Below are 19,005 nucleotides of genomic sequence, written 5' to 3' on the forward strand. Positions count from 1 at the left end.
GCGACGGGTCACGCCGAAGCGGTGCGGACCAGATCCACGAAGTACGCGTGCACGCGCAGGTCACCGGTCAGCTCCGGGTGGAACGAGGTGGCCAGCAGGTTGCCCTGGCGGACCGCCACGATCCGGTCGGCCGCCGGCCCACCGGTCACCGACCCGATCACCTGCACCCCGGCGCCGACCCGCTCGACCCACGGCGCCCGGATGAAGACCGCGTGGAACGGCTCACCCGCCACCCCGGTGATGGTCACCGGCGCCTCGAACGAGTCGACCTGCCGGCCGAACGCGTTGCGCCGCACGGTCATGTCGATACCGGCGAAGCCCCGCTGGTCGGGTCGACCGTCGAGCACCTCGGTCGCCAACATGATCATGCCCGCGCAGGAGCCGTAGACCGGCATGCCGTCGGCGACGCGCTTGTCGATCGGCTCGCGCATCTCGAAGATGTCGGCGAGTTTGCTGATGGTGGTGGACTCACCGCCGGGGACGACCAGGCCGTCCACCGCGTCCAGTTCCGTCGGACGGCGGACCGCGCGGGCGTCCGCGCCCGCCGCGGCCAACGCCGCCAGGTGCTCCCGGACATCGCCCTGGAGCGCGAGCACACCGATGGTGGGTGCGCCCATGCCTACCAACCCCGCTCGGCCAGGCGGTGCGGCTGCGGGATCTCGTCGACGTTGATGCCGACCATGGCCTCGCCCAGACCACGGGAGACCTTCGCCAGCACGTCCGGGTCGTCGTGGAAGGTGGTGGCCTTGACGATCGCGGCGGCCCGCTGAGCCGGGTTGCCCGCCTTGAAGATGCCGGAACCGACGAACACGCCCTCCGCGCCGAGCTGCATCATCATCGCCGCGTCGGCCGGGGTGGCGATCCCGCCGGCGGTGAACAGCACCACCGGCAGCTTGCCGCTCTCGGCGACCTCCTTGACCAGCTCGTACGGGGCCTGCAACTCCTTGGCCGCGACGTACAGCTCGTCGGCCGGCAGCGACGACAGCCGGGCGATCTCCTGACGGATCTTCCGCATGTGGGTGGTGGCGTTGGAGACGTCGCCGGTGCCCGCCTCACCCTTGGAGCGGATCATGGCCGCCCCCTCGGTGATCCGCCGCAGCGCCTCGCCCAGGTTGGTCGCGCCACAGACGAAGGGCACCGTGAACGCCCACTTGTCGATGTGGTTGGCGTAGTCGGCCGGGGTCAGCACCTCGGACTCGTCGACGTAGTCCACCCCGAGCGACTGGAGGATCCGCGCCTCCACGAAGTGGCCGATGCGGGCCTTGGCCATCACCGGGATGGAGACCGCCCCGATGATCCCGTCGATCATGTCGGGGTCGCTCATCCGGGACACCCCGCCCTGCGCGCGGATGTCGGCGGGCACTCGCTCCAGGGCCATCACCGCGACCGCGCCCGCGTCCTCGGCGATCTTGGCCTGCTCGGCGTTGACCACATCCATGATCACGCCGCCCTTGAGCATCTCGGCCATGCCACGCTTCACGCGGGCCGTTCCGACGACGGGGGCGGTACCGGCGTTCGACGCGGTGTTCTCGGGCACGGGTCATCGCTCCTTGGACGGGCTCTGGCGGGGGCAGCAAAAATGCTACGCGCGGGTCAACGCCGTACCGACAGCCAATCAGACCCCCGGTGGCCTGCCCTGTGGCCCTGGTCACCGGCTCCCCGGCGCCGCCCGGGTCAGCTCGCGGGAACGTCCGCCGGGACGGTGAGGGTCGGGTCGTCGATGTCGAAGTAACGCGGCCACTCCCGGCCCCGTCCCATCCGCAACAACCGCACCAACGGGCGACTCCGCGCCGAGCGGGCGTCCCGGACCAGGTCCGTGTGCACCTGCCGGGACAGCGCGAGCCGGCGACTGGCGGCGATGACCGACCCACAGTCCGGATCACCCGGATCCAACTGGACACCCCGCAACTGCCGGGTCAGGTCGTTCTCCGCCGCCTCCCGCTCGTCCGGGCTGGCGTCCAGGGCGATCCGGGCCGCCGCGTACAACTCGACACCGAAGCGCCGCTCGGCCAACACGGCGGCCGCCGCGGCCCGGCGCAGCAGGTGGGCGTCGAGTGCCCGCGCCGCCAGTTCCGCGCGGCCCTGCAACCGCTGCACCCGACCGGCGGTCCAGACGAGGTACGCCACGACCAGCCCCAGGACCACGATCGCGGCCACCACCCACCACATGTGCGGCATCGTAGTGCTGCTCCGTTTCGCCTCCGATTGGGCGCGGCCACACCGGTCACCCCGGTCGTCGTCCGCACCATCCGTCCCACCGGCTCAGCCCAGCCCCACCCATTCCTGGTCGATGACCCGCCCGTCGGTTGCCTCGATCGCCGCTGCGTATACCTCCACAACGCGGCGAGCAACCACCGGCCAGTCGAAATTCGCCACGACCTGATCGCCGCACGCGCTCAACGCGGCCCGTGCGGCCTGGTCGTCCAGCAACTCGGTCACCGCGTCGCGCAACCCCACCGGGTCGCCCGTGGGAAAGAGCCGACCGGCCCGCCCGCCGTCGAGCACCCGCCGGAACGCGTCCAGGTCGCTGGCCACCACCGTGGTACCCGCGGCCAACGCCTCGGTGAGGATCATGCCGAACGACTCGCCGCCGGTGTTCGGTGCCACGTAGAGGTGCACACTGCGCAACATCCGCGCCTTGTCCGGTTCGGTGACCAGCCCCAGGAACGTGACCCGCTCGTGCAGGTCGGCCGGGAACTGGTCGTACAGGTCGTCGGGGTCGCCCGGGCCGGCGACCAGCAACCGCAGCCCCGGCCGGGTCGCGGCCAACGCCACGAACGCGTCGCGCAGCACCGGGAAGCCCTTGCGCGCCTCGGTGAACCGGCCCAGGAAGCCCAGGGTGCCGCCGGTGCCCGGGGCGCACTCCCCCGGCCAGCCCGGCAACGGCTCGACGTCGGCGAACTTCGCCACGGCCACCCCGTTGGGGATCTCCACCGCCCCGCCGTCCATGTGCTCGACCTGCACCTTGCGGGCCAGCGCACTGACCGCGATCCGGGCGGTGATCCGCTCCAACACGATCTGCAACACACCCTGCGCGGCGGCCAGCACCCGGGACCGGGTCATCGCGGTGTGGAAGGTCGCCACCACCGGGCCGCGCGCGGAGAGCACGGCCAGCAGCGACAGGCTCAGCGTGAGCGGCTCGTGCACGTGCAGCACGTCGAAGTCGCCGTTGATGATCCAACGCCGGACCCGGGCGGTGGAGACCGGGCCGAACGCGATCCGGGCCACCGAACCGTTGTACGGCAGCGGCACGGCACGACCGGCGGACACCACGTACTCCGGCAGCGGCGAATCCTCGTCGGCCGGGGCGAGCACGCTGACCTCGTGGCCGAGCGCGATCAACGCCTCGGCCAGGTCCATCACGTGGTTCTGCACCCCGCCGGGGACGTCGAAGGAGTACGGGCACACGATGCCGATCCGCATGCGTCAGCGCCCCCCGCCCACGACCGCGGCACACCGTCCCACCGTGCCCACCACCTCCTCAGGCCGGACCGGCGGCCGAGGAGGGCAGCGCCGTGCCGTCCCCCGACCCCCGCTGGTCCAGCCACATCCGCTGCAACATGTGCCAGTCTTCCGGATGCCGGGCGATACCCGCCGCCAGACCGTCGGCGATCAGCTGGGTCAGCGACCGGACCCGCTGGTCCAGGGGCCCCGCCTCGGGCCCCGGCACCGGCAGCGGGCCGGCGAGCGACGCGCACGCCGCATCCGATTCGTACCACATCGAGGCCACGTACAGCGGCGCTCCGGTGTGCAACGCGAGCAGCGCCGGCCCGGCCGGCATCCGGGTCCTACCGCCGAAGAAGTCCACCTCCACCCCCCGGGCGGAGAGGTCCCGGTCGGCGAGCAACGGCACCACGGCACCGGCACGCACCCGGTCCAGCAGCACGTCGAACGCCGGACGCGACCCCCCGTGGGTGGGCAGGATCTCCATGCCCACGCTCCCCCGGAAGGCCACGAAACGCTTGTACACGCCCTCCGGCTTGAGCCGTTCCATCACCGTGGTGATCGGCCAGCCGGTGGCCGCCACCCAGGCGCCCGCGGCGTCGTAGTTGCCGGCGTGGGGAAGGGCCACCACGGCGCCCCGGCCCGCGGCCACGTCGGCGGCGAGCAGCTCGGCGCCGTCGAGTCGGAAGCCGGACAGGATCTGCGCCCGACTCAACGCGGGCAGCCGGAACGCCTCCATCCAGTACCTGGCGTACGAGCGGAGCCCCCGCTTCACGAGATCGTCCAGCTCGGCCTCGGGCAGCTCCGGGCCGACCACCCGGCGCAGGTTCGCGCGCAGTCGGGCCGTACCCCCTCCGCCGCGGCGGTGGGCGCGGTCCGCGCCCGCCTGGAACGCCGCCGCCACCAGCGGCCGGGGTAGCGCGCGGACCACCCGCCAGCCGGCGACGTAGCCCAGCTCGGTGAGGTTCACGCGGCCCGGCCGCCGGTCGCCCGGCGCGGGGCCGTGGACGCGCCGCTCACGCCTGGCCGTCCGGCTGGAGCTGCTGGGCCTGGCGGTAGACGTGCGCCATCCGCTGCCCCACCGTGAAGATCGACACGGCGGCGAGCAGCCAGAGCGCGATCTCCAGCGCCGGCTTCACGTCCAGGCCGGTGAGGATGCCGCCGACCCCGACGATCAGCAGCCGCTCGGTGCGCTCGGCGATGCCCACGTTGCAGGTCATGCCGAGCCCTTCGGCGCGTGCCTTGACGTAGGAGACCAGGCTGCCGGCGGCCAGGCAGACCAACGCGGCGGCCACCCCGGAGTAGTTGCCCTGGGTGGCCAGCCAGTACGCGACGGCACCGAAGACGGCGCTGTCGGCGACCCGGTCCATGCTTGAGTCGAGGAACGCGCCGAACCTGGTGGAGCCGCCGCTCATCCGGGCCATCGTCCCGTCGAGCAGGTCGGTGAGCGCGAACAGGGTGACGATCAACGCGCCCGCGACCAGATGGCCGCGGGCACCGAGGCCGAGCGCGCCGACGAGCACACCAACGGTGCCCGCGACGGTGACGGCATTGGGGGTGACGCCCGCGCGCAGCAGGGCGCGGGCAATCGGCTCGACGACGCGGGTCATCCCCGCGCGGGCCGACACTTGGAAGATCTTCGCCATGGCGGTCCCCACGATAACGGTCCGCCCAGGTCCGCCGATACGGCCGCCCCTCCGACCCGCCCGGGAGAGGCTTGTGCCTACCCGGCAACGGGTGTGAGATCGAGGCGGAGGGTGAGCCAGCTCACCCGCCCACCCGTCCCGTTCCCGCTGTGCACGAGACCACCGGAGGATACTGCCGCGCACTCGCCCCGGGCCGCTTACCGTCGCGCGGCGGTCGCCACCCACCACCGGCTGAGGGAGGTGCGCCCCATGGCGCAGAAGCATGAGAAGGGTTCCACCGGCGGCGCGCCGGTGGTGACCGAGCCCGCGCGGGTTCGCAACGTGGTGCTCGTCGGGCATTCCGGCGCGGGCAAGACGACGCTTGTCGAGGCCCTGCTCGCGGCCACCGGCACGATCGGCCGGGCCGGCGCCGTGGTCGACGGCACGACGGTCGGCGACCACGACCCCGCCGCGGTCCGCCAACAGCGGTCGGTCAGCCTGTCCTGCGCGCCGCTGCTGCACAACGGCATCAAGGTCAACCTGCTGGACACCCCCGGGTACGCCGACTTCGTGGGCGAACTGCGCGCCGGGCTGCGGGCCGCCGACGCCGCCCTCTTCGTCGTCTCCGCGGCGGGCGGCATGGACGCGGCCACCGTCGCGCTGTGGGAGGAGTGCGCGGCGGTCGACCTGCCCCGCGCGGTCGCGGTCTCCCGACTGGACCAGCCCCGCGCCGACGTCGACGAGACGGTGGCGCTCTGCCAGCGCCTCTTCGGCGACAACGTGATGCCCCTCTACCTGCCGATGCTCGGCGACGATGGCGTGTCCACCGAGGGTCTGCTCGGCCTGATCACCCGCCGGGTCTTCGACTACTCCGCCGGACTGCCCGCCGACGTCCGCGACCCAGACCCGGAGCACCAGCGGGCCATCGACGAGTCCCGCGACGAGCTGATCGAGGGGATCATCGCCGAGAGCGAGGACGAGACCCTCATGGACCGCTACCTCGACGGCGAGGAGATCAGCACCGAGGTGCTCATCGACGACCTGGAGAAGGCCGTCGCGCGGGGGCACTTCTACCCGGTGGTACCGGTCTGCGCCGAGACCGGGGTGGGGCTGGACGTGCTGCTGGAGGTGCTCACCGCCGCGTTCCCGTCGCCGTTGGAGCACGAGTTGCCGGCGGTGACCGGCGTCGACGGCTCGCCGCGTCCGCCGCTGACCTGCGACCCGGCCGGGCCGCTCGTCGCGGAGGTCGTCAAGACCACCATCGACCGCCACGTCGGCCGGGTCTCGCTGGTCCGGGTCTTCTCCGGCACGCTGCGCCCCGACCAGACCATGCACGTGTCCGGTCACGGCATGGCCGAACGCGGGCACCCCGACCACGACGCCGACGAGCGGGTCGGGCACATCTTCACCCCGCTGGGCACCACCCTGCGGGAGGTGCCGCTCTGCGTGGCCGGCGACATCTGCGCGATCACCAAGTCGGGCAGCGCCGAGACCGGCGACACCATCTCCGCCCGGGACGAACCGCTGCTGATCGCCCCCTGGGAGATGCCGGAGCCGCTGCTGCCGGTGGCGGTCGTCGCCCACCGCCGCGCCGACGAGGACGCCCTGGCCCGCAACCTCGCCCGCCTGGTCGCCGGCGACCCCACGCTGCGGCTGGAGCGCAACCCGGAGACCCACCAGTTGGTGCTCTGGTGCATGGGCGAGGCCCACGCCGACGTGGTGCTCGACCGGCTGCGCGCCGGCGGCGTCGAGCTGGACACCGAGCCGGTCACGGTGTCGCTGCGCGAGACGCTCACCGTGCCCGCGACGGGGCACGGCCGGCACGTCAAGCAGTCCGGTGGGCACGGCCAGTACGCGGTCTGCGACATCGAGGTCGAGCCCCTGCCCCCGGGCAGCGGCGTCGAGTTCGTCGACCGGGTCGTCGGCGGCGCGGTGCCGCACAACTACATCCCGTCGGTGGAGAAGGGCGTCCGCGCCCAACTGGAGCGCGGCCTGGTCGCCGGCCACCCGGTGGTGGACCTGCGGGTGACCCTGGTCGACGGCAAGGCGCACAGCGTCGACTCCTCCGACGCGGCCTTCCAGACCGCCGGCGCGCTGGCACTGCGGGACGCCGCCGACCGTGGTCAGCCCGCGCTACTGGAGCCGATCGACGAGGTCACCATCCGGGTGCCGGACGGCTCGGTGGGCGCGGTGCTGGGCGACCTGTCCAGCCGGCGCGGCCGGGTGCTCGGCACCGAACCGGACCCGGACACCGAGGGCCGCACCCTCGTGCGCGCCGAGGTGCCGGCCATCGAGTTGCTGCGCTACGCCGTCGAGTTGCGCTCCCTGACGGCTGGCACCGGCACCTTCCGCCGTCAGTACGTCCGCCACGACCCCATGCCCGCCCACCTGGCCGACCAGATCCGCAAGGAACACACCCCCTGACCCTCGCCCCGCCTCAGGGGTGGACGGTGGGGTGCGCGGGAGGGGGCCGGTGGGGGCGGTCGGCGTCCAGCAGGGCGGCGGTGCGCAGGGCCGCCAACTGGCGCTCCACCTCGACGAACTGGTCCGCCGGCAACGGACCCCGGTGCAGCGCGGCGGCGTTCTCCTCGACCTGGGCGACCGTACGGCAGCCGGGGATCGGGATGGTGCGGCCGCTGCGCGCCCAGATCCAGCCCAGCGCCCCCTGGGCGAGGGTGCGCCCATCGGCGGTGAGCGCCGCGCGGACCGCCCCGACCCGGCGCAGCCACTCCGGTGCGGGCCGGCCACCGCGGAACCACTCCAACCACCCGGGGGTCAACCCGCGTACGTCGTCGCGGGGCAGCACCGACCCGGCCGAGTACTTGCCGGTGAGCAGGCCCATCCCCAGCGGTCCCCGGTTGACGCTGGCCAGGTCGTACTTGTCGCAGACCGCGAGCAACTCGGGGGCGTCCCGCAGCACCGACAGGGTGTGCTGCACGGCGGTGGCACCGGCGGCGCCGTGACCGAAGGCGGTGGCCCGGTCGACCCGGTCGGTGCTCCACCCGTATGCCCGGATCAGGCCCTCGGCGACCAGGTCCTCGCAGGTGCCGACCAGCGCCTGCGCCCGCGGCACCGACAGGTCGGCCAGGTGCAACTGGTAGAGGTCGATCCGGTCGGTGCCCAACCGCCGCAGCGAGTCCGTCACGGCCCGGCGCAGGTACGTCGGCGACGCGTCCTCCCCGGTGGCCTGCCGGCTCGCCTCGTCGAAGGTGTAACCCCACTTGGTGGCGATCACCGCCTCGTCCCGGCGGCCCGCGAGCGCGCGGCCGAGGACCCGCTCGCCGTGCCCGGCCCCGTACGTGTCGGCGGTGTCGAAGAGGGTGATGCCCTCCTCGAGTGCCCGGCGGACCGCCCGTACGGACTCGTCGTCGTCGACCGCGCCCCAGCCCAGCGGTTGGGTGCCCTCCGCCCAGGGGCCGCCGATCGCCCAGCACCCCATGCCGAGGGCGCTGACCTCGATGCCGCTGCGCCCCAACGTCCGCGTCGTGACTGCCATCGGCCGATCGTGCCACCTTCACCTGGTCGGGACGAGCAGATCCGCGGGCGGATACGCGGGCCCACGGAGACGGTCCGGGTGCGGCATGATCGGCGCGGCGACTGACCGCGCCCGGGGCGGACGGCCGCGTGCCCGGCCGTCGCGCGGCCGGCGGTCAGGACGGCCAGGCGCGGGCGAGGAGGTCGCGGGTGTCGCCGAGCAGTTGCGGCAGGACCTTGGTACGGCCGATCACCGGCATGAAGTTGGCGTCGCCGCCCCAGCGCGGCACCACGTGCTGGTGCAGGTGCGCGGCGATGCCGGCGCCGGCCACCCCGCCCTGGTTCATGCCCAGGTTGAAGCCGTGCGCGTTGCTCACCTTGCGGATCACCCGCATGGCGGTCTGGGTGTAGGACGCCAGCTCGGTGGTCTCCGGCAGGTCCAGGTCGGTGTAGTCGGCGACGTGCCGGTAGGGGCAGACCAGCAGGTGCCCTGGATTGTACGGATAGAGGTTGAGCACCACGAACACGTACTCACCACGGGCCACCACCAGGCTGTCCTCCGGCGGCAGCTTGGGCGCCCGGCAGAAGGGGCAGCCGGTGGGCTTCTCGTAGCCCTCGGCCGGGCGGTCCTCGCCGGAGATGTAGGTCATCCGGTGCGGCGTCCAGAGCCGATCCAGGCCGTCCGCCATGCCGTCGATGTCCGTGTGCCGTTCCGCCCCTGTCACGAGCCGATCCTACGGAGCCGTCCCGTCGGACCGCGACACCCGTCGCCGGGAAACCCGGGCGCTGCACATTCTTGACGGATCAATGCCAAGCCCTGAAGATTCCATGCATCCAGATCCGTGCATGTATCGATGGAGGGTCACCCATGATCCGACGGCTCGGCCGGCTCCTCGCGGCACTCGCCCTGACCGCCGCCACCACAGTGGCCGGCATCACCCTCACCGCCGGCGCCGCACAGGCGGACGGCTGTTACACCTGGGGTCGCACTCTGTCCCAGGGGGCGTCCGGCGACGACGTCCGGCAACTCCAGATCCGGGTCGCCGGCTACCCCGGCTACGGTGCGGTGCTCACCATCGACGGCGCGTTCGGCCCCGCCACCCGGTCGGCGGTGATCCGCTTCCAGCAGGCGTACGGGCTGCCCGCGGACGGCATCGCCGGCCCACAGACGTTCAACCGGCTCTACGCCCTCCAGGACGACGACTGCACACCCGCCAACTTCAGCTATCCCGAGCTGAACAGGTGCAACAGCGACTGGTCCGGCGGTGCGGTCGCGGCGAGCACCGCGCGAGCCAACGCGCTCGTCTCGATGTGGAAGCTCCAAGCCCTGCGGCACGCCCTCGGCGGCGTGGCCATCTCGATCAGCAGCAGCTTCCGCAGCTACGCCTGCAACAGCGCGGTCGGCGGGGCGTCCAACAGCCGGCACCTGTACGGAGACGCGGTGGACCTCGTCGGGTCACCGTCGCTCTGCCGACTGGCCCAGCAGGCCCGCTACCACGGCTTCGGGCAGATCCTCGGCCCCGGCTACCCGGACCACAACGACCACACCCACGTAGCGGCCGTCGGCGGCTGGTCCGCACCGACCTGCGGTATCTGACACCCACGCCGCGTCCGGGCGCTACGTCCCGGGGAAGATCGCGCTCGAACGTGGATGTAGTGGCCTCCCTCGGCGAGGAGGCCACTACATCCCGGATCGAGCGCGGTCATGCGGGACGCGGGCGGGCCGCGAGCGGGACGCGGGCCGCGGCGGTTCCGTTACTCGGCGGCGGCGGCGGACGGGCCGATGTTCGTCCGCGAGCTGACCACGTCCAGGATGTGGGTCACCGCCTCGGCGACCGGCACCCCGTTGCGCTGGGAGCCGTCGCGGTAGCGGAAGGAGACCGTGCCGGCGGCCACGTCGTCGTCGCCGGCGATCACCATGAACGGGATCTTCTGCTGCTGCGCCGTACGGATCTTCTTCTGCATCCGGTCGTCGCCCGCGTCCACCTGCGCCCGGATGCCCTCGGCGCGCAGCGCCGCGACGAAGCCGTGCAGGTAGTCGGTGTGGTCCTCGCGGATCGGGATGCCGACCACCTGCACCGGGGCCAGCCAGGCCGGGAACGCGCCCGCGTAGTGCTCGGTGAGCACCCCGAAGAACCGCTCGATCGACCCGAACAGCGCCCGGTGGATCATCACGGGCCGCTGGCGGGTGCCGTCGGCGGCCTGGTACTCCAACCCGAACCGCTCCGGCTGGTTGAAGTCGACCTGGATGGTCGACATCTGCCACGTCCGGCCGATCGCGTCGCGGGCCTGCACGGAGATCTTCGGCCCGTAGAACGCCGCGCCGCCCGGGTCGGGCACCAGGTCCAGGCCGGAGGTCGCGGCGGCGGTCCGCAGCGCCTCGGTCGCCTCCGCCCAGTCCTCCTCGGCCCCGATGAACTTGGGCGAGTCGTCGCGGGTCGACAGCTCCAGGTAGAAGTCGTCCAGGCCGTAGTCGCGCAGCAGGTCCAGCACGAAGCTGAGCAGCGCGGACAGCTCCCCGGCCATCTGCTCGCGGGTGCAGTAGATGTGCGAGTCGTCCTGGGTCAGCCCGCGGACCCGGGTGAGGCCGTGCACGACGCCGGACTTCTCGTACCGGTAGACCGTGCCGAACTCGAACATCCGCAGCGGCAACTCCCGGTACGACCGCCCGCGCGACCTGAAGATCAGGTTGTGCATCGGGCAGTTCATCGCCTTGAGGTAGTAGTCCGCGCCCTCCAGCTGCATGGGCGGGAACATGGTGTCCGCGTAGTACGGCAGGTGACCGGACGTCTGGAACAGCTGCGCCTTGGTGATGTGTGGGGTGTTGACGAACTCGTACCCCGCCGCCTCGTGCCGCTGGCGCGAGTAGTGCTCCATCTCGCGGCGGATGATGCCGCCCTTGGGGTGGAAGACCGCCAGGCCGGAGCCGATCTCGTCGGGGAAGCTGAACAGGTCGAGGTCCGCGCCGAGCTTGCGGTGGTCGCGCCGGGCGGCCTCCTCCAACAGCTTCAGGTACGCCTTGAGCTCGTCGCGGGTCGGCCACGCCGTGCCGTACACCCGCTGTAGTTGGGGGTTCTTCTCCGACCCCCGCCAGTACGCGGCGGCCGAGCGCATCAGCTTGAACGCGCCGATCAGGCGGGTGGTCGGCAGGTGCGGGCCCCGGCACAGGTCCGACCAGCAGACCTTGTCCTCCTTGGCGTCGAGGTTGTCGTAGATGGTCAGCTCGCCGCCGCCCACCTCCATCACCTCGTCGGTGTCCAGGCCCTCGCCCTTGACCTCGATCAGCTCCAGCTTGAACGGCTCGTCGGCCAGCTCGGAGCGCGCCTCGTCCAGGCTGCCGAAGCGGCGGCGACGGAACCGCTGCCCGGACTTGATGATCTCCTGCATGCGCTTCTCGAGCTTGCTGAGGTCATCGGGCTGGAACGGCTTGTCGACGTCGAAGTCGTAGTAGAAGCCGTTCTCGATGGGCGGGCCGATGCCCAGCTTGGCCTCGGGGAAGATGTCCTGCACGGCCTGGGCGAGCACGTGCGCGGTGGAGTGGCGCAGCACGTTCAGCCCGTCGGGCGAGTCCAGGCTGACCGGCTCGACGACGGTCTCCTCGGCCGGCGCCCAGTCCAGGTCGCGGAGCTGACCCTGCGGGTCGCGGACCACGACGATCGCCTTGGGGCCGTTCGCGGGCAGTCCGGCCGCGGCCACCGCGTCGGCCGCCGTGGTCCCGGCGGCGACGACGACGGGGTCGGCCACGGCGGGGGTACGGGGTGCGGACACGGTGACTCCTCCAAGTGGTACGAAACGGTGCCGATCCTCGGCTCCTGCCGATGCTATCGGTCGGCCCGCCCCCGACCGGGAACGGCACCTTCCTTACCGCCGGCGTTGAACCTTTCGCGCCCCGGAGCCGAACTAGAAGGTGTGGCCGGAAACCGGTGCCGGTCGCGTCGACAGGGATGGGGACACGAGATGGCGAGCACGCACGGTGGTGGACGTCGGCGGCGGATCGCGGCGGTGACCGCGGTGACCGCCGCCGGGCTGCTGCTCTGGCCCGGCGCGGCACGCGCGGTGGACGTGACGACCACTCCGAGCGAGGCCCGACAGGGCGACGCCGTACGCCTGGAGTTCACCGTCCCCGAGGAGCGGGCCGGCACGAAGACCAACCAGATCGAGGTCCGGTTGCCGGCCGACGCGCCGATCGCCGAGGTCTACCCCATGTCGGTGAACGGTTGGGCGCCCCGGATCAGCTCCCGCACCCTGGACAAGCCGGTGGCCGGCATCCACTCCTCCGGAGTGAGCACGGTGACCACGGCGGTGACCTGGGTCCGGGTGGGCGAGAGCGAGCCCGGCCCGGCCCGGCTGGCGCTGTCCATGGGGCCGATGCCGCAGGCGGAGCGGCTCACCTTCGAGGTCGTCCAGACGTACGCCGACGGCACGGTGGTCCGGTGGGCGGACGCCGCCGGCCCGCACCGGGCGCCGGCGCTCACCCTGCTGCCGGCGGCGCCCGGCGCGGCCGGTCCGGCCGCACACGGCGGGCACGGCGGTCCGGCGGCGGGCGGTCCGGCTGCCGCGGACAACGGTGCCGACGCCGCCCCGCCGGCGCGGTCGGGCGGTGCCGACGAGGGCAGCGCCGACGGGATGTTGGCCGCCGGTCTGCTGGCCGGGCTGGGTGGCGGCGCGGCGATCGGTTGGCTGGTCAGCCGGTGGCGCCGACGCGACCCGGACGAGGCCACGGCGCTCGCCGAGGTGACCGGCGACCCGGACGAGGCCGCGAAGCCCGACGAGGCCGCGACCCTGGCCGAGATCACCGGCCGCGCGAACGAGACCGCCGCACCCGCCGAGATCACCGACCGCGCGGACAACATCGCCGCGCCCACCGAGGTCACCGGCCGCGCGAACGACATCGCCGCGCCCACCGACCCCCAGCCCGGCGATCTCCAGCCCGCTGGTCCCCAGCCCGCCGATCCCCAGGCCGCTGTGCCCGCAGCGGCGCGGTGATCCACTCCGGTTACCGAAAACCGCGGCATCCAGGCCGCACGGACAGCCCGATTTAGCGGTGATCCACTCGGCTTTCCGGAAACCGTGCCATCCACGCCGCGCGGAAGCACCGAGTTGCAGGAAGCCGAGTTGATCGTGGCCAGGGCAGCCCGCGCCGACGCAGGCCAGCCCGCAGGGCGGCAGGCCAACCCGCAGGCGCAGGCCGCCCACCAGGCGCAGGCCGCCCACCAGGCGCAGGCCGCCCACCAGGCGCGGAGCGACCCCCTTTGTCAGGGAAGCCAGGTAGGTAGCGGCTCGCGGGCGGCCAGCCACGACTCGGGCACCCCGCCCGGGGTGCCGACACCCGTGTACGCGGCCACGATCGCTCCGACGATGGCGGCCGTGGTGTCCATGTCACCGCCGGCCCGGACACACGTCCGGATCGCCGTCGGGTAGTCGTCGAGGTGGGTCGCGGCGACCCAGAGGGTGAATCCGACGGTGTCCTGCGCCGTCACCCGGGAGCCGTTGCCGAGTTCCGCCACCACCCGTTCCGCCGGTCGGCCGAGCAGCCCAGCCGCCCGGCTCACGCTCCGGTGCACCTCGGTGCCCGGGTCCAGCGCGGCGGCGATCCCGGCGAGCAGGCGGTCCGGTGCCGGCCGGTGCCCGTCGAGGCGGCCCCGGGCGGCCAGCGCGGCGGCCACGGCCACCGCGACGGCGCCGGCGATGCCTTCGGGGTGCGCGTGGGTCACCTCGGCCGAGGCGCGGGCCTGCGCCGCGGCACGAGCGGTGGAGTCGGCGAAGTACGCGCCCAGCGGACCGACGCGCATCGCCGCGCCGTTGCCGCAGGAGCCCTGGCCGTCGAAGGCGGACGCGGCGGCCAGTGGCCAGGGGGTGCCGGTGCGGATCAGCTCCAGGATCGCCATCGCGCCAGCCCCGTAGCCCCGGCGTGGAGCACACCGCTCGGCGAAGGACAGGGCCAGTCGGTCGCGGTCGACGCCACCGGAGTGGTCCAGCTCGGCGAGGACCGAGCAGGCCATCTCGGTGTCGTCGGTCCACTCCCAGGGGGCCGGCGGCAGCGCGTCCGCGGTGATGTCCGAGGGCGCCGCCCCCGGCGCGAAGTACTGCGCGCCGAGCGCGTCGCCGGTCGAGAGACCGGCGAGGCTGTCCCGGGCGAGCGCCAGACGGGCATCGACGAACAGGGTGAACGACATCGTCGTACCAGCTTGCCCGCTCGCCGGGCACGCCGCAATGCGATCAACTTGCCAGGCCAAGTACGGTCTTGTCGTGGCCTCCGTGCTCCTGGTCGAAGACGATCACGTCGTACGCGGCGCGATGCTGCGGTCCCTCACCGACCGGGGGCACGCCGTGCACGCCGTGGGCACGGCGTTGGACGCTCTGCGTCGGGTCGCCGCGGAGACACCCGACCTGGTGGTGCTCGACCTCGGCCTGCCCGATCTGGACGGCTCGGACGCGCTGCGGATGCTGCGCGGCATCACCGACGTCCCGATCATCATCGCGACCGCCCGCGACGACGAGCAGTCGGTGGTCAAACTGCTGCGTGCCGGTGCCGACGACTACATGGTCAAGCCGTTCACCGGGGCGCACCTGGACGCGCGGATCACCACCGTGCTGCGGCGGGCCGGACGGGCCAGCCGGACGGTGCAGCCCGCGGTGCACAGCGTCGGCGGGCTGCGGGTGGACGTGGGCGAGCGCAGCGCCCAACTCGACGGGGAGCCGCTGGCGCTGACCCGCAAGGAATTCGACCTGTTGGCGTATCTCGCCGCACGACCTGGGCGGGTAGTGTCCCGCCGGGAACTCTTGGAGGAGGTATGGCGGCAGCCATCGGTCGGCGAGGATCAGACCATCGACGTTCACCTGTACTGGCTCCGCAGAAAGATGGGCGAGTCCGCGGCGAAGCCGCGCTACCTGCGCACCGTGCGGGGGGTCGGATTCCGGCTGGTGGCACCGGACTGAGGACGGCGCTGGCCCTGCTCACGGCCAGCATGTGCAGTCTCGTCGCGCTCGCGTTCCTGATCCCGCTCGGGCTCAGCCTGCGGGAGCAGAGCCGGGACGAGGCGATCGCCGACGCGGCCCGACGCAGCGCGTTGGTCACCGGCGCGCTGGCGGTGAGCACCGACCCGGCGGTCGTCGAGCGGGCCGTGGTGGCGAGCGCCGAGGGCGCGCCGACCCGGCCCGTGGTGCACGGTCTGGGTCTGGACGAGTCGGCCGGTCGAGCCACCGGCGGCGACCTGGACCGGGCCCGGGCCGACCGACGGTCGCGGGTCGTCGACGTGGACGGGGGCGTGATCCGGCTCGACCCGGTCGTTCTCGGTGACCGCACGGCCGTGGTCGAGGTGTTCCTTCCGGAGTCGACGCTGGGCGAGGGTGCCGGTGGCACCTGGCTGCTGCTGTTCGCGGTCGGCGCGGCGATGGCCGGCGCGGCGGTGCTGGTGGTCGACCGGGTCGCCGCCCGCGCGGTGGACTCGACCCGAGGTCTGGTCCGGGCCGCGCTGTCCATCGGCGACGGCGACCTGGGGGTGCGCGTCGAGCCGACCGGTCCGCGCGAGCTGGCCGAGGCCGGGTACGCCTTCAACCGGATGGCCGACCGGCTGGACGCGGCCCGCACCGACGAGCGGGAGCTGGTGGCTGATCTGTCGCATCGTCTGCGTACCCCGTTGACCGTGCTGCGCCTGGACGCGGAGGCGTTGGAGTCCGACGACACGAGCGTGGGGTCGTTCAGCCCGGCGGAGCTGGACCGGCTGCGCGGCATCCGGCGGATCCGGCAGGCGATCGTCACCCTGGAGGGTGAGATCGACGTGCTGATCAAGACGACCCGCAAGTCGGTGGCGCACGAGGCCGGGCCGGCGATGTGTGACGTCAGCGAGGTGGTCCGGGACCGGATGGTGTTCTGGGCGGCCCTCGCTGGCGACCAGAACCGACCACACCGGGTGAACGGCGCGCAGCTGCGCATCCCCGCGCCGGTGCCCCGGGCCGAGTTGGCCGCCGCGCTGGACGCGGTGATCGGCAACGTCTTCCGGTACACCCCGCAGGGCACGGCGTTCGAGGTGGCCGTGTCGCGGCGCGACGGTTACGTGGCGATCCGGATCGACGACGCCGGCCCCGGCATCGCCAACCCGGACCGGGCGCTGCGGCGGGGCACCAGTGACCAGGGCTCGACCGGGCTCGGCCTGGACATCGCCAAGCGGGTGGCGTTGCAGGCCAACGGGTCGGTGAGCATCGACCGGGCCCGGCTGGGCGGGGCCAGCGTGGTGATGCTCCTCGCCGATCCGGAGGCGACGCCGCGGCAGGTCAGCCGCTTCGGTCTGGTCGGACGGATGGCCCGCGACGCCCGGGACACCAAGGGTGCGGGACGGCGCTGGCCGCGTCAGCGTCCCACCGACGACTGACCGGGTTGTGGGCCGTCGCAAGTCTTCCTTAGATCGCGGTTAACGACCGGGCTGGACCGGCCACCAGCTGACAGGATCAGTACACGAACCCACCAGTTTCACCGGTCGTAGCGCGCCTCCGTGCACCCACGACCGGTGAAGCCGCGCGCGCGGCGGGAGTCTCAGGTCCCCCCACACCCACGCTCCCGCCGCGCGCCCCGCTCCTCCCGACCCGCCCCCTCGCTCAGCCGGCGGCGAGGTACGCGTCGATCTCGGCCGTGATCCGCTGCTTGCCGTCGGGGTCGAGGAAGGACGCGGTCACCGCGTTGCGGGCCAGTCCGGCCAGCCCCTCGGGGCCGACCCCGAGCAGGCGGGCCGCCACCGCGTACTCGTCGTTCAGGGTGGTGCCGAACATCGGCGGGTCGTCGGAGTTGATGGTGACCAGCAGCCCCGCCTCGACCAGCTTTGGCAGGGGGTGCTCGTCGAGGGTGGCCACCGCGCGGGTCCGGACGTTCGACGTCGGACAGATCTCCATGCCGATCTGCCGCTCGGCCAGGTAGGCGAGCAGCTCCGGGTCCTGCGCGGCGGAGATGCCGTGCCCGATCCGCTCGGCGCCCAGCTCGTGCAGCGCGTCCCAGACGGTCTGCGGGCCGGTGGTCTCCCCCGCGTGCGGCACCGAACGCAGCCCGGCGGCGCGGGCCTGGTCGAAGTAGGGCCGGAACTGCGGCCGGGGTACCCCGATCTCCGGGCCACCCAGACCGAAGCTGACCAGCCCGTCTGGGCGCTCCTGAAGGGCGATGCGCAGCGTCTCCTCGGCCGCGGGCAGGCCCGCCTCGCCCGGGATGTCGAAGCACCAGCGCAGCTCGATGCCGAAGTCGGCCGTCGCGCGCTTGCGGGCGTCCTCGATCGCCTCGCAGAACGCCGGCGCGGGGATGCCCCGCCGCACGTGCGAGTACGGGGTGATCGTCAGCTCCGCGTAGCGGACCTGTTGGCGGGCCAGCTCCCGGGCCACCTCGTGGGTGAGGATCCAGACGTCCTCCGGGTCCCGGATGAGGTCCACGACGCTCAGGTAGACCTCGATGAAGTGCGCGAAGTCGCGGAACTCGAAGTAGTCGGCGAGCGCCTCCGGGTCGGCCGGCACGGGGGTGCGTCCCTCGTGGCGGGCGGCCAGCTCGGCGACGATCCGGGGCGAGGCGGAGCCGACGTGGTGCACGTGCAGCTCCACCTTGGGCAGGCCGGCGATGAAGGCGGACGGGTCGGTCACGGACTCTCCTCTGCACGGTCGCCGGTGCGGGCGACGACGAAGACGCGGCGGAACGGGAAGTACACCTGACCCTGCCGGACCGGGTAGGCGGCGGCGAGGCGTACCCCCAGCTCGGCCCGGAAGGCCGACCAGCCGGCGGCGTCCAGCGCGGCCCGGACCGGACGCAGCGCGGTGCCTTCCATCCAGGCCAGCACCGGGTGGTCGGCGGCGGGCCGGGCGGGCAGCAGGTGCACGTAGGTAGTCTCCCAGGCGTCCACCGCGCACCCGGCGGCGGTCAGCAGTGCCGCGTAGTCGGCCGGGTCGTCGACCGGGTCGGCGCGCAGCAGCGGGGCGATCTCGGCCCGCCAGGCCGGCCCGTCGGCGACCTGGCGCAACGCCCGGTGGGAGGCGGCGGCGAAGTTGCCGGGGATCTGCATGGCGAGCCACGCGCCGGCGGGCAGCTCGGCGGCCCAGCGACGCAGCAGCTCCTGGTGGCCGGGCACCCACTGGAGCGCCGCGTTGCTGACCACCACGTCCTCGTCACCGGTGGGCCGCCAGTCGCGCAGGTCGGCGACGGCGAAGTCGACGGGGGCGCCGAGGGCGGCGGCTCGGTCGATCATCTCGGGCGAGGAGTCCAGGCCGCGTACCCGGCTCGCCGGCCAGCGTTCGGCGAGGGTGGCGGTGAGCTGGCCGGGGCCGCAGCCGAGGTCGACGATCGTCCGGGGCCGGTCGGCCGGGATCCGCGCGACCAGGTCGTGGAACGGCCGGGATCGCTCGTCGCCGTAGCGCAGGTAGGTCGTCGGGTCCCACATCACTGCCTCCCAAACCGTACGTCCGTCTTGTTAGCGTACGGCTCCCGTGGCAGGCC

17 protein-coding genes are annotated in these 19,005 nt (G+C 73.1%); 5 read left to right on the top strand and 12 right to left on the bottom strand.

The features are described from left to right. Positions 1 to 8 precede the first annotated feature (8 nt). The 6 genes from pdxT to pgsA all read right to left on the bottom strand — a co-directional run bounded on the left by pdxT (position 9) and on the right by pgsA (position 5,090). Positions 9 to 617, bottom strand: a complete 609-nt coding sequence (gene pdxT, locus AB0A90_RS11810) for a pyridoxal 5'-phosphate synthase glutaminase subunit PdxT (RefSeq protein WP_357245366.1) — start codon at positions 615 to 617, stop codon at positions 9 to 11. A gap of 2 nt (positions 618 to 619) precedes the next feature. Further along, positions 620 to 1,537: a pyridoxal 5'-phosphate synthase lyase subunit PdxS gene (pdxS, locus tag AB0A90_RS11815; protein ID WP_357245368.1), complete on the bottom strand. Its 918-nt coding sequence runs from the start codon at positions 1,535 to 1,537 to the stop codon at positions 620 to 622. A 137-nt stretch (positions 1,538 to 1,674) separates the two neighbouring features. Next, positions 1,675 to 2,178 carry a hypothetical protein gene (locus tag AB0A90_RS11820; RefSeq protein WP_357245370.1) on the bottom strand — a complete coding sequence of 168 codons (504 nt, stop codon included), beginning with the start codon at positions 2,176 to 2,178 and terminating at the stop codon, positions 1,675 to 1,677. 84 nt (positions 2,179 to 2,262) lie between these two features. Beyond that, on the bottom strand, positions 2,263 to 3,423 hold the full coding sequence (locus tag AB0A90_RS11825) for a glycosyltransferase family 4 protein (protein WP_357245372.1): 1,161 nt from the start codon (positions 3,421 to 3,423) through the stop codon (positions 2,263 to 2,265). Positions 3,424 to 3,481: 58 nt separating this feature from the next. Continuing rightward, on the bottom strand, positions 3,482 to 4,414 hold the full coding sequence (locus AB0A90_RS11830; protein WP_357245374.1) for a phosphatidylinositol mannoside acyltransferase: 933 nt from the start codon (positions 4,412 to 4,414) through the stop codon (positions 3,482 to 3,484). A 46-nt stretch (positions 4,415 to 4,460) separates the two neighbouring features. Then, positions 4,461 to 5,090, bottom strand: coding sequence for a phosphatidylinositol phosphate synthase (gene pgsA / locus AB0A90_RS11835; RefSeq protein WP_357245376.1), 630 nt, complete (start codon positions 5,088 to 5,090; stop codon positions 4,461 to 4,463). 249 nt (positions 5,091 to 5,339) lie between these two features. On the opposite strand from pgsA, the gene AB0A90_RS11840 reads away from it, so the two are divergent. Further along, on the top strand, positions 5,340 to 7,493 hold the full coding sequence (locus AB0A90_RS11840) for an elongation factor G-like protein EF-G2 (RefSeq protein WP_357245378.1): 2,154 nt from the start codon (positions 5,340 to 5,342) through the stop codon (positions 7,491 to 7,493). Positions 7,494 to 7,506: 13 nt separating this feature from the next. Here AB0A90_RS11840 and AB0A90_RS11845 read toward each other — a convergent pair whose 3' ends face one another. Next, on the bottom strand, positions 7,507 to 8,565 hold the full coding sequence (locus tag AB0A90_RS11845; protein WP_357245380.1) for an aldo/keto reductase: 1,059 nt from the start codon (positions 8,563 to 8,565) through the stop codon (positions 7,507 to 7,509). 154 nt (positions 8,566 to 8,719) lie between these two features. Further along, positions 8,720 to 9,232, bottom strand: coding sequence for an HIT domain-containing protein (locus tag AB0A90_RS11850; RefSeq protein ID WP_357246156.1), 513 nt, complete (start codon positions 9,230 to 9,232; stop codon positions 8,720 to 8,722). 179 nt (positions 9,233 to 9,411) lie between these two features. On the opposite strand from AB0A90_RS11850, the gene AB0A90_RS11855 reads away from it, so the two are divergent. After that, positions 9,412 to 10,140: a D-Ala-D-Ala carboxypeptidase family metallohydrolase gene (locus tag AB0A90_RS11855; protein WP_357245382.1), complete on the top strand. Its 729-nt coding sequence runs from the start codon at positions 9,412 to 9,414 to the stop codon at positions 10,138 to 10,140. 158 nt (positions 10,141 to 10,298) lie between these two features. Here the strand turns inward: AB0A90_RS11855 and thrS are convergent, their stop codons facing one another. Further along, positions 10,299 to 12,311 carry a threonine--tRNA ligase gene (gene thrS, locus AB0A90_RS11860; RefSeq protein WP_357245384.1) on the bottom strand — a complete coding sequence of 671 codons (2,013 nt, stop codon included), beginning with the start codon at positions 12,309 to 12,311 and terminating at the stop codon, positions 10,299 to 10,301. 189 nt (positions 12,312 to 12,500) lie between these two features. On the opposite strand from thrS, the gene AB0A90_RS11865 reads away from it, so the two are divergent. Then, positions 12,501 to 13,529, top strand: coding sequence for a DUF1775 domain-containing protein (locus AB0A90_RS11865; RefSeq protein ID WP_357245386.1), 1,029 nt, complete (start codon positions 12,501 to 12,503; stop codon positions 13,527 to 13,529). Between the two features lie 269 nt (positions 13,530 to 13,798). On the opposite strand, the gene AB0A90_RS11870 is transcribed toward AB0A90_RS11865, so the two are convergent. Further along, positions 13,799 to 14,719, bottom strand: coding sequence for an ADP-ribosylglycohydrolase family protein (locus tag AB0A90_RS11870; RefSeq protein WP_357245388.1), 921 nt, complete (start codon positions 14,717 to 14,719; stop codon positions 13,799 to 13,801). 73 nt (positions 14,720 to 14,792) lie between these two features. Between AB0A90_RS11870 and AB0A90_RS11875 the strand changes: the two genes are divergently transcribed. Together AB0A90_RS11875 and AB0A90_RS11880 are read left to right on the top strand one after the other, a co-directional pair. After that, positions 14,793 to 15,482 (top strand): response regulator transcription factor, encoded by a 690-nt coding sequence (locus AB0A90_RS11875; protein WP_030489108.1) that lies wholly within the window; start codon positions 14,793 to 14,795, stop codon positions 15,480 to 15,482. Between the two features lie 29 nt (positions 15,483 to 15,511). Beyond that, positions 15,512 to 16,915, top strand: a complete 1,404-nt coding sequence (locus AB0A90_RS11880) for a HAMP domain-containing sensor histidine kinase (protein ID WP_357245390.1) — start codon at positions 15,512 to 15,514, stop codon at positions 16,913 to 16,915. 223 nt (positions 16,916 to 17,138) lie between these two features. Here AB0A90_RS11880 and AB0A90_RS11885 read toward each other — a convergent pair whose 3' ends face one another. Then, a complete protein-coding gene (locus AB0A90_RS11885; RefSeq protein WP_357245392.1) occupies positions 17,139 to 18,158 on the bottom strand; it encodes an adenosine deaminase in 1,020 nt (339 codons plus the stop codon). Continuing rightward, complete coding sequence (locus AB0A90_RS11890; RefSeq protein WP_357245394.1) at positions 18,155 to 18,949, bottom strand: trans-aconitate 2-methyltransferase; 795 nt, start codon at positions 18,947 to 18,949, stop codon at positions 18,155 to 18,157. Before AB0A90_RS11890 ends, AB0A90_RS11885 begins: the two co-directional genes overlap by 4 nt. Between the last annotated feature and the right edge of the window lie 56 nt (positions 18,950 to 19,005).

Origin of the sequence: Micromonospora sp. NPDC049204 (genome assembly GCF_040647935.1) — a bacterium.
Lineage (GTDB): Bacteria > Actinomycetota > Actinomycetes > Mycobacteriales > Micromonosporaceae > Micromonospora.

What these genes read in the sequence shown, in the direction of transcription:
- pdxT (WP_357245366.1), bottom strand. Translation starts at nt 617, where the DNA reads ATGGGCGCACCCACCATCGGTGTGCTCGCGCTCCAGGGCGATGTCCGG.
- AB0A90_RS11820 (WP_357245370.1), bottom strand. Translation starts at nt 2,178, where the DNA reads ATGCCGCACATGTGGTGGGTGGTGGCCGCGATCGTGGTCCTGGGGCTG.
- AB0A90_RS11825 (WP_357245372.1), bottom strand. Translation starts at nt 3,423, where the DNA reads ATGCGGATCGGCATCGTGTGCCCGTACTCCTTCGACGTCCCCGGCGGG.
- pgsA (WP_357245376.1), bottom strand. Translation starts at nt 5,090, where the DNA reads ATGGCGAAGATCTTCCAAGTGTCGGCCCGCGCGGGGATGACCCGCGTC.
- AB0A90_RS11840 (WP_357245378.1), top strand. Translation starts at nt 5,340, where the DNA reads ATGGCGCAGAAGCATGAGAAGGGTTCCACCGGCGGCGCGCCGGTGGTG.
- AB0A90_RS11845 (WP_357245380.1), bottom strand. Translation starts at nt 8,565, where the DNA reads ATGGCAGTCACGACGCGGACGTTGGGGCGCAGCGGCATCGAGGTCAGC.
- AB0A90_RS11850 (WP_357246156.1), bottom strand. Translation starts at nt 9,232, where the DNA reads ATGGCGGACGGCCTGGATCGGCTCTGGACGCCGCACCGGATGACCTAC.
- AB0A90_RS11855 (WP_357245382.1), top strand. Translation starts at nt 9,412, where the DNA reads ATGATCCGACGGCTCGGCCGGCTCCTCGCGGCACTCGCCCTGACCGCC.
- AB0A90_RS11865 (WP_357245386.1), top strand. Translation starts at nt 12,501, where the DNA reads ATGGCGAGCACGCACGGTGGTGGACGTCGGCGGCGGATCGCGGCGGTG.
- AB0A90_RS11870 (WP_357245388.1), bottom strand. Translation starts at nt 14,719, where the DNA reads ATGTCGTTCACCCTGTTCGTCGATGCCCGTCTGGCGCTCGCCCGGGAC.
- AB0A90_RS11880 (WP_357245390.1), top strand. Translation starts at nt 15,512, where the DNA reads ATGTGCAGTCTCGTCGCGCTCGCGTTCCTGATCCCGCTCGGGCTCAGC.
- AB0A90_RS11890 (WP_357245394.1), bottom strand. Translation starts at nt 18,949, where the DNA reads ATGTGGGACCCGACGACCTACCTGCGCTACGGCGACGAGCGATCCCGG.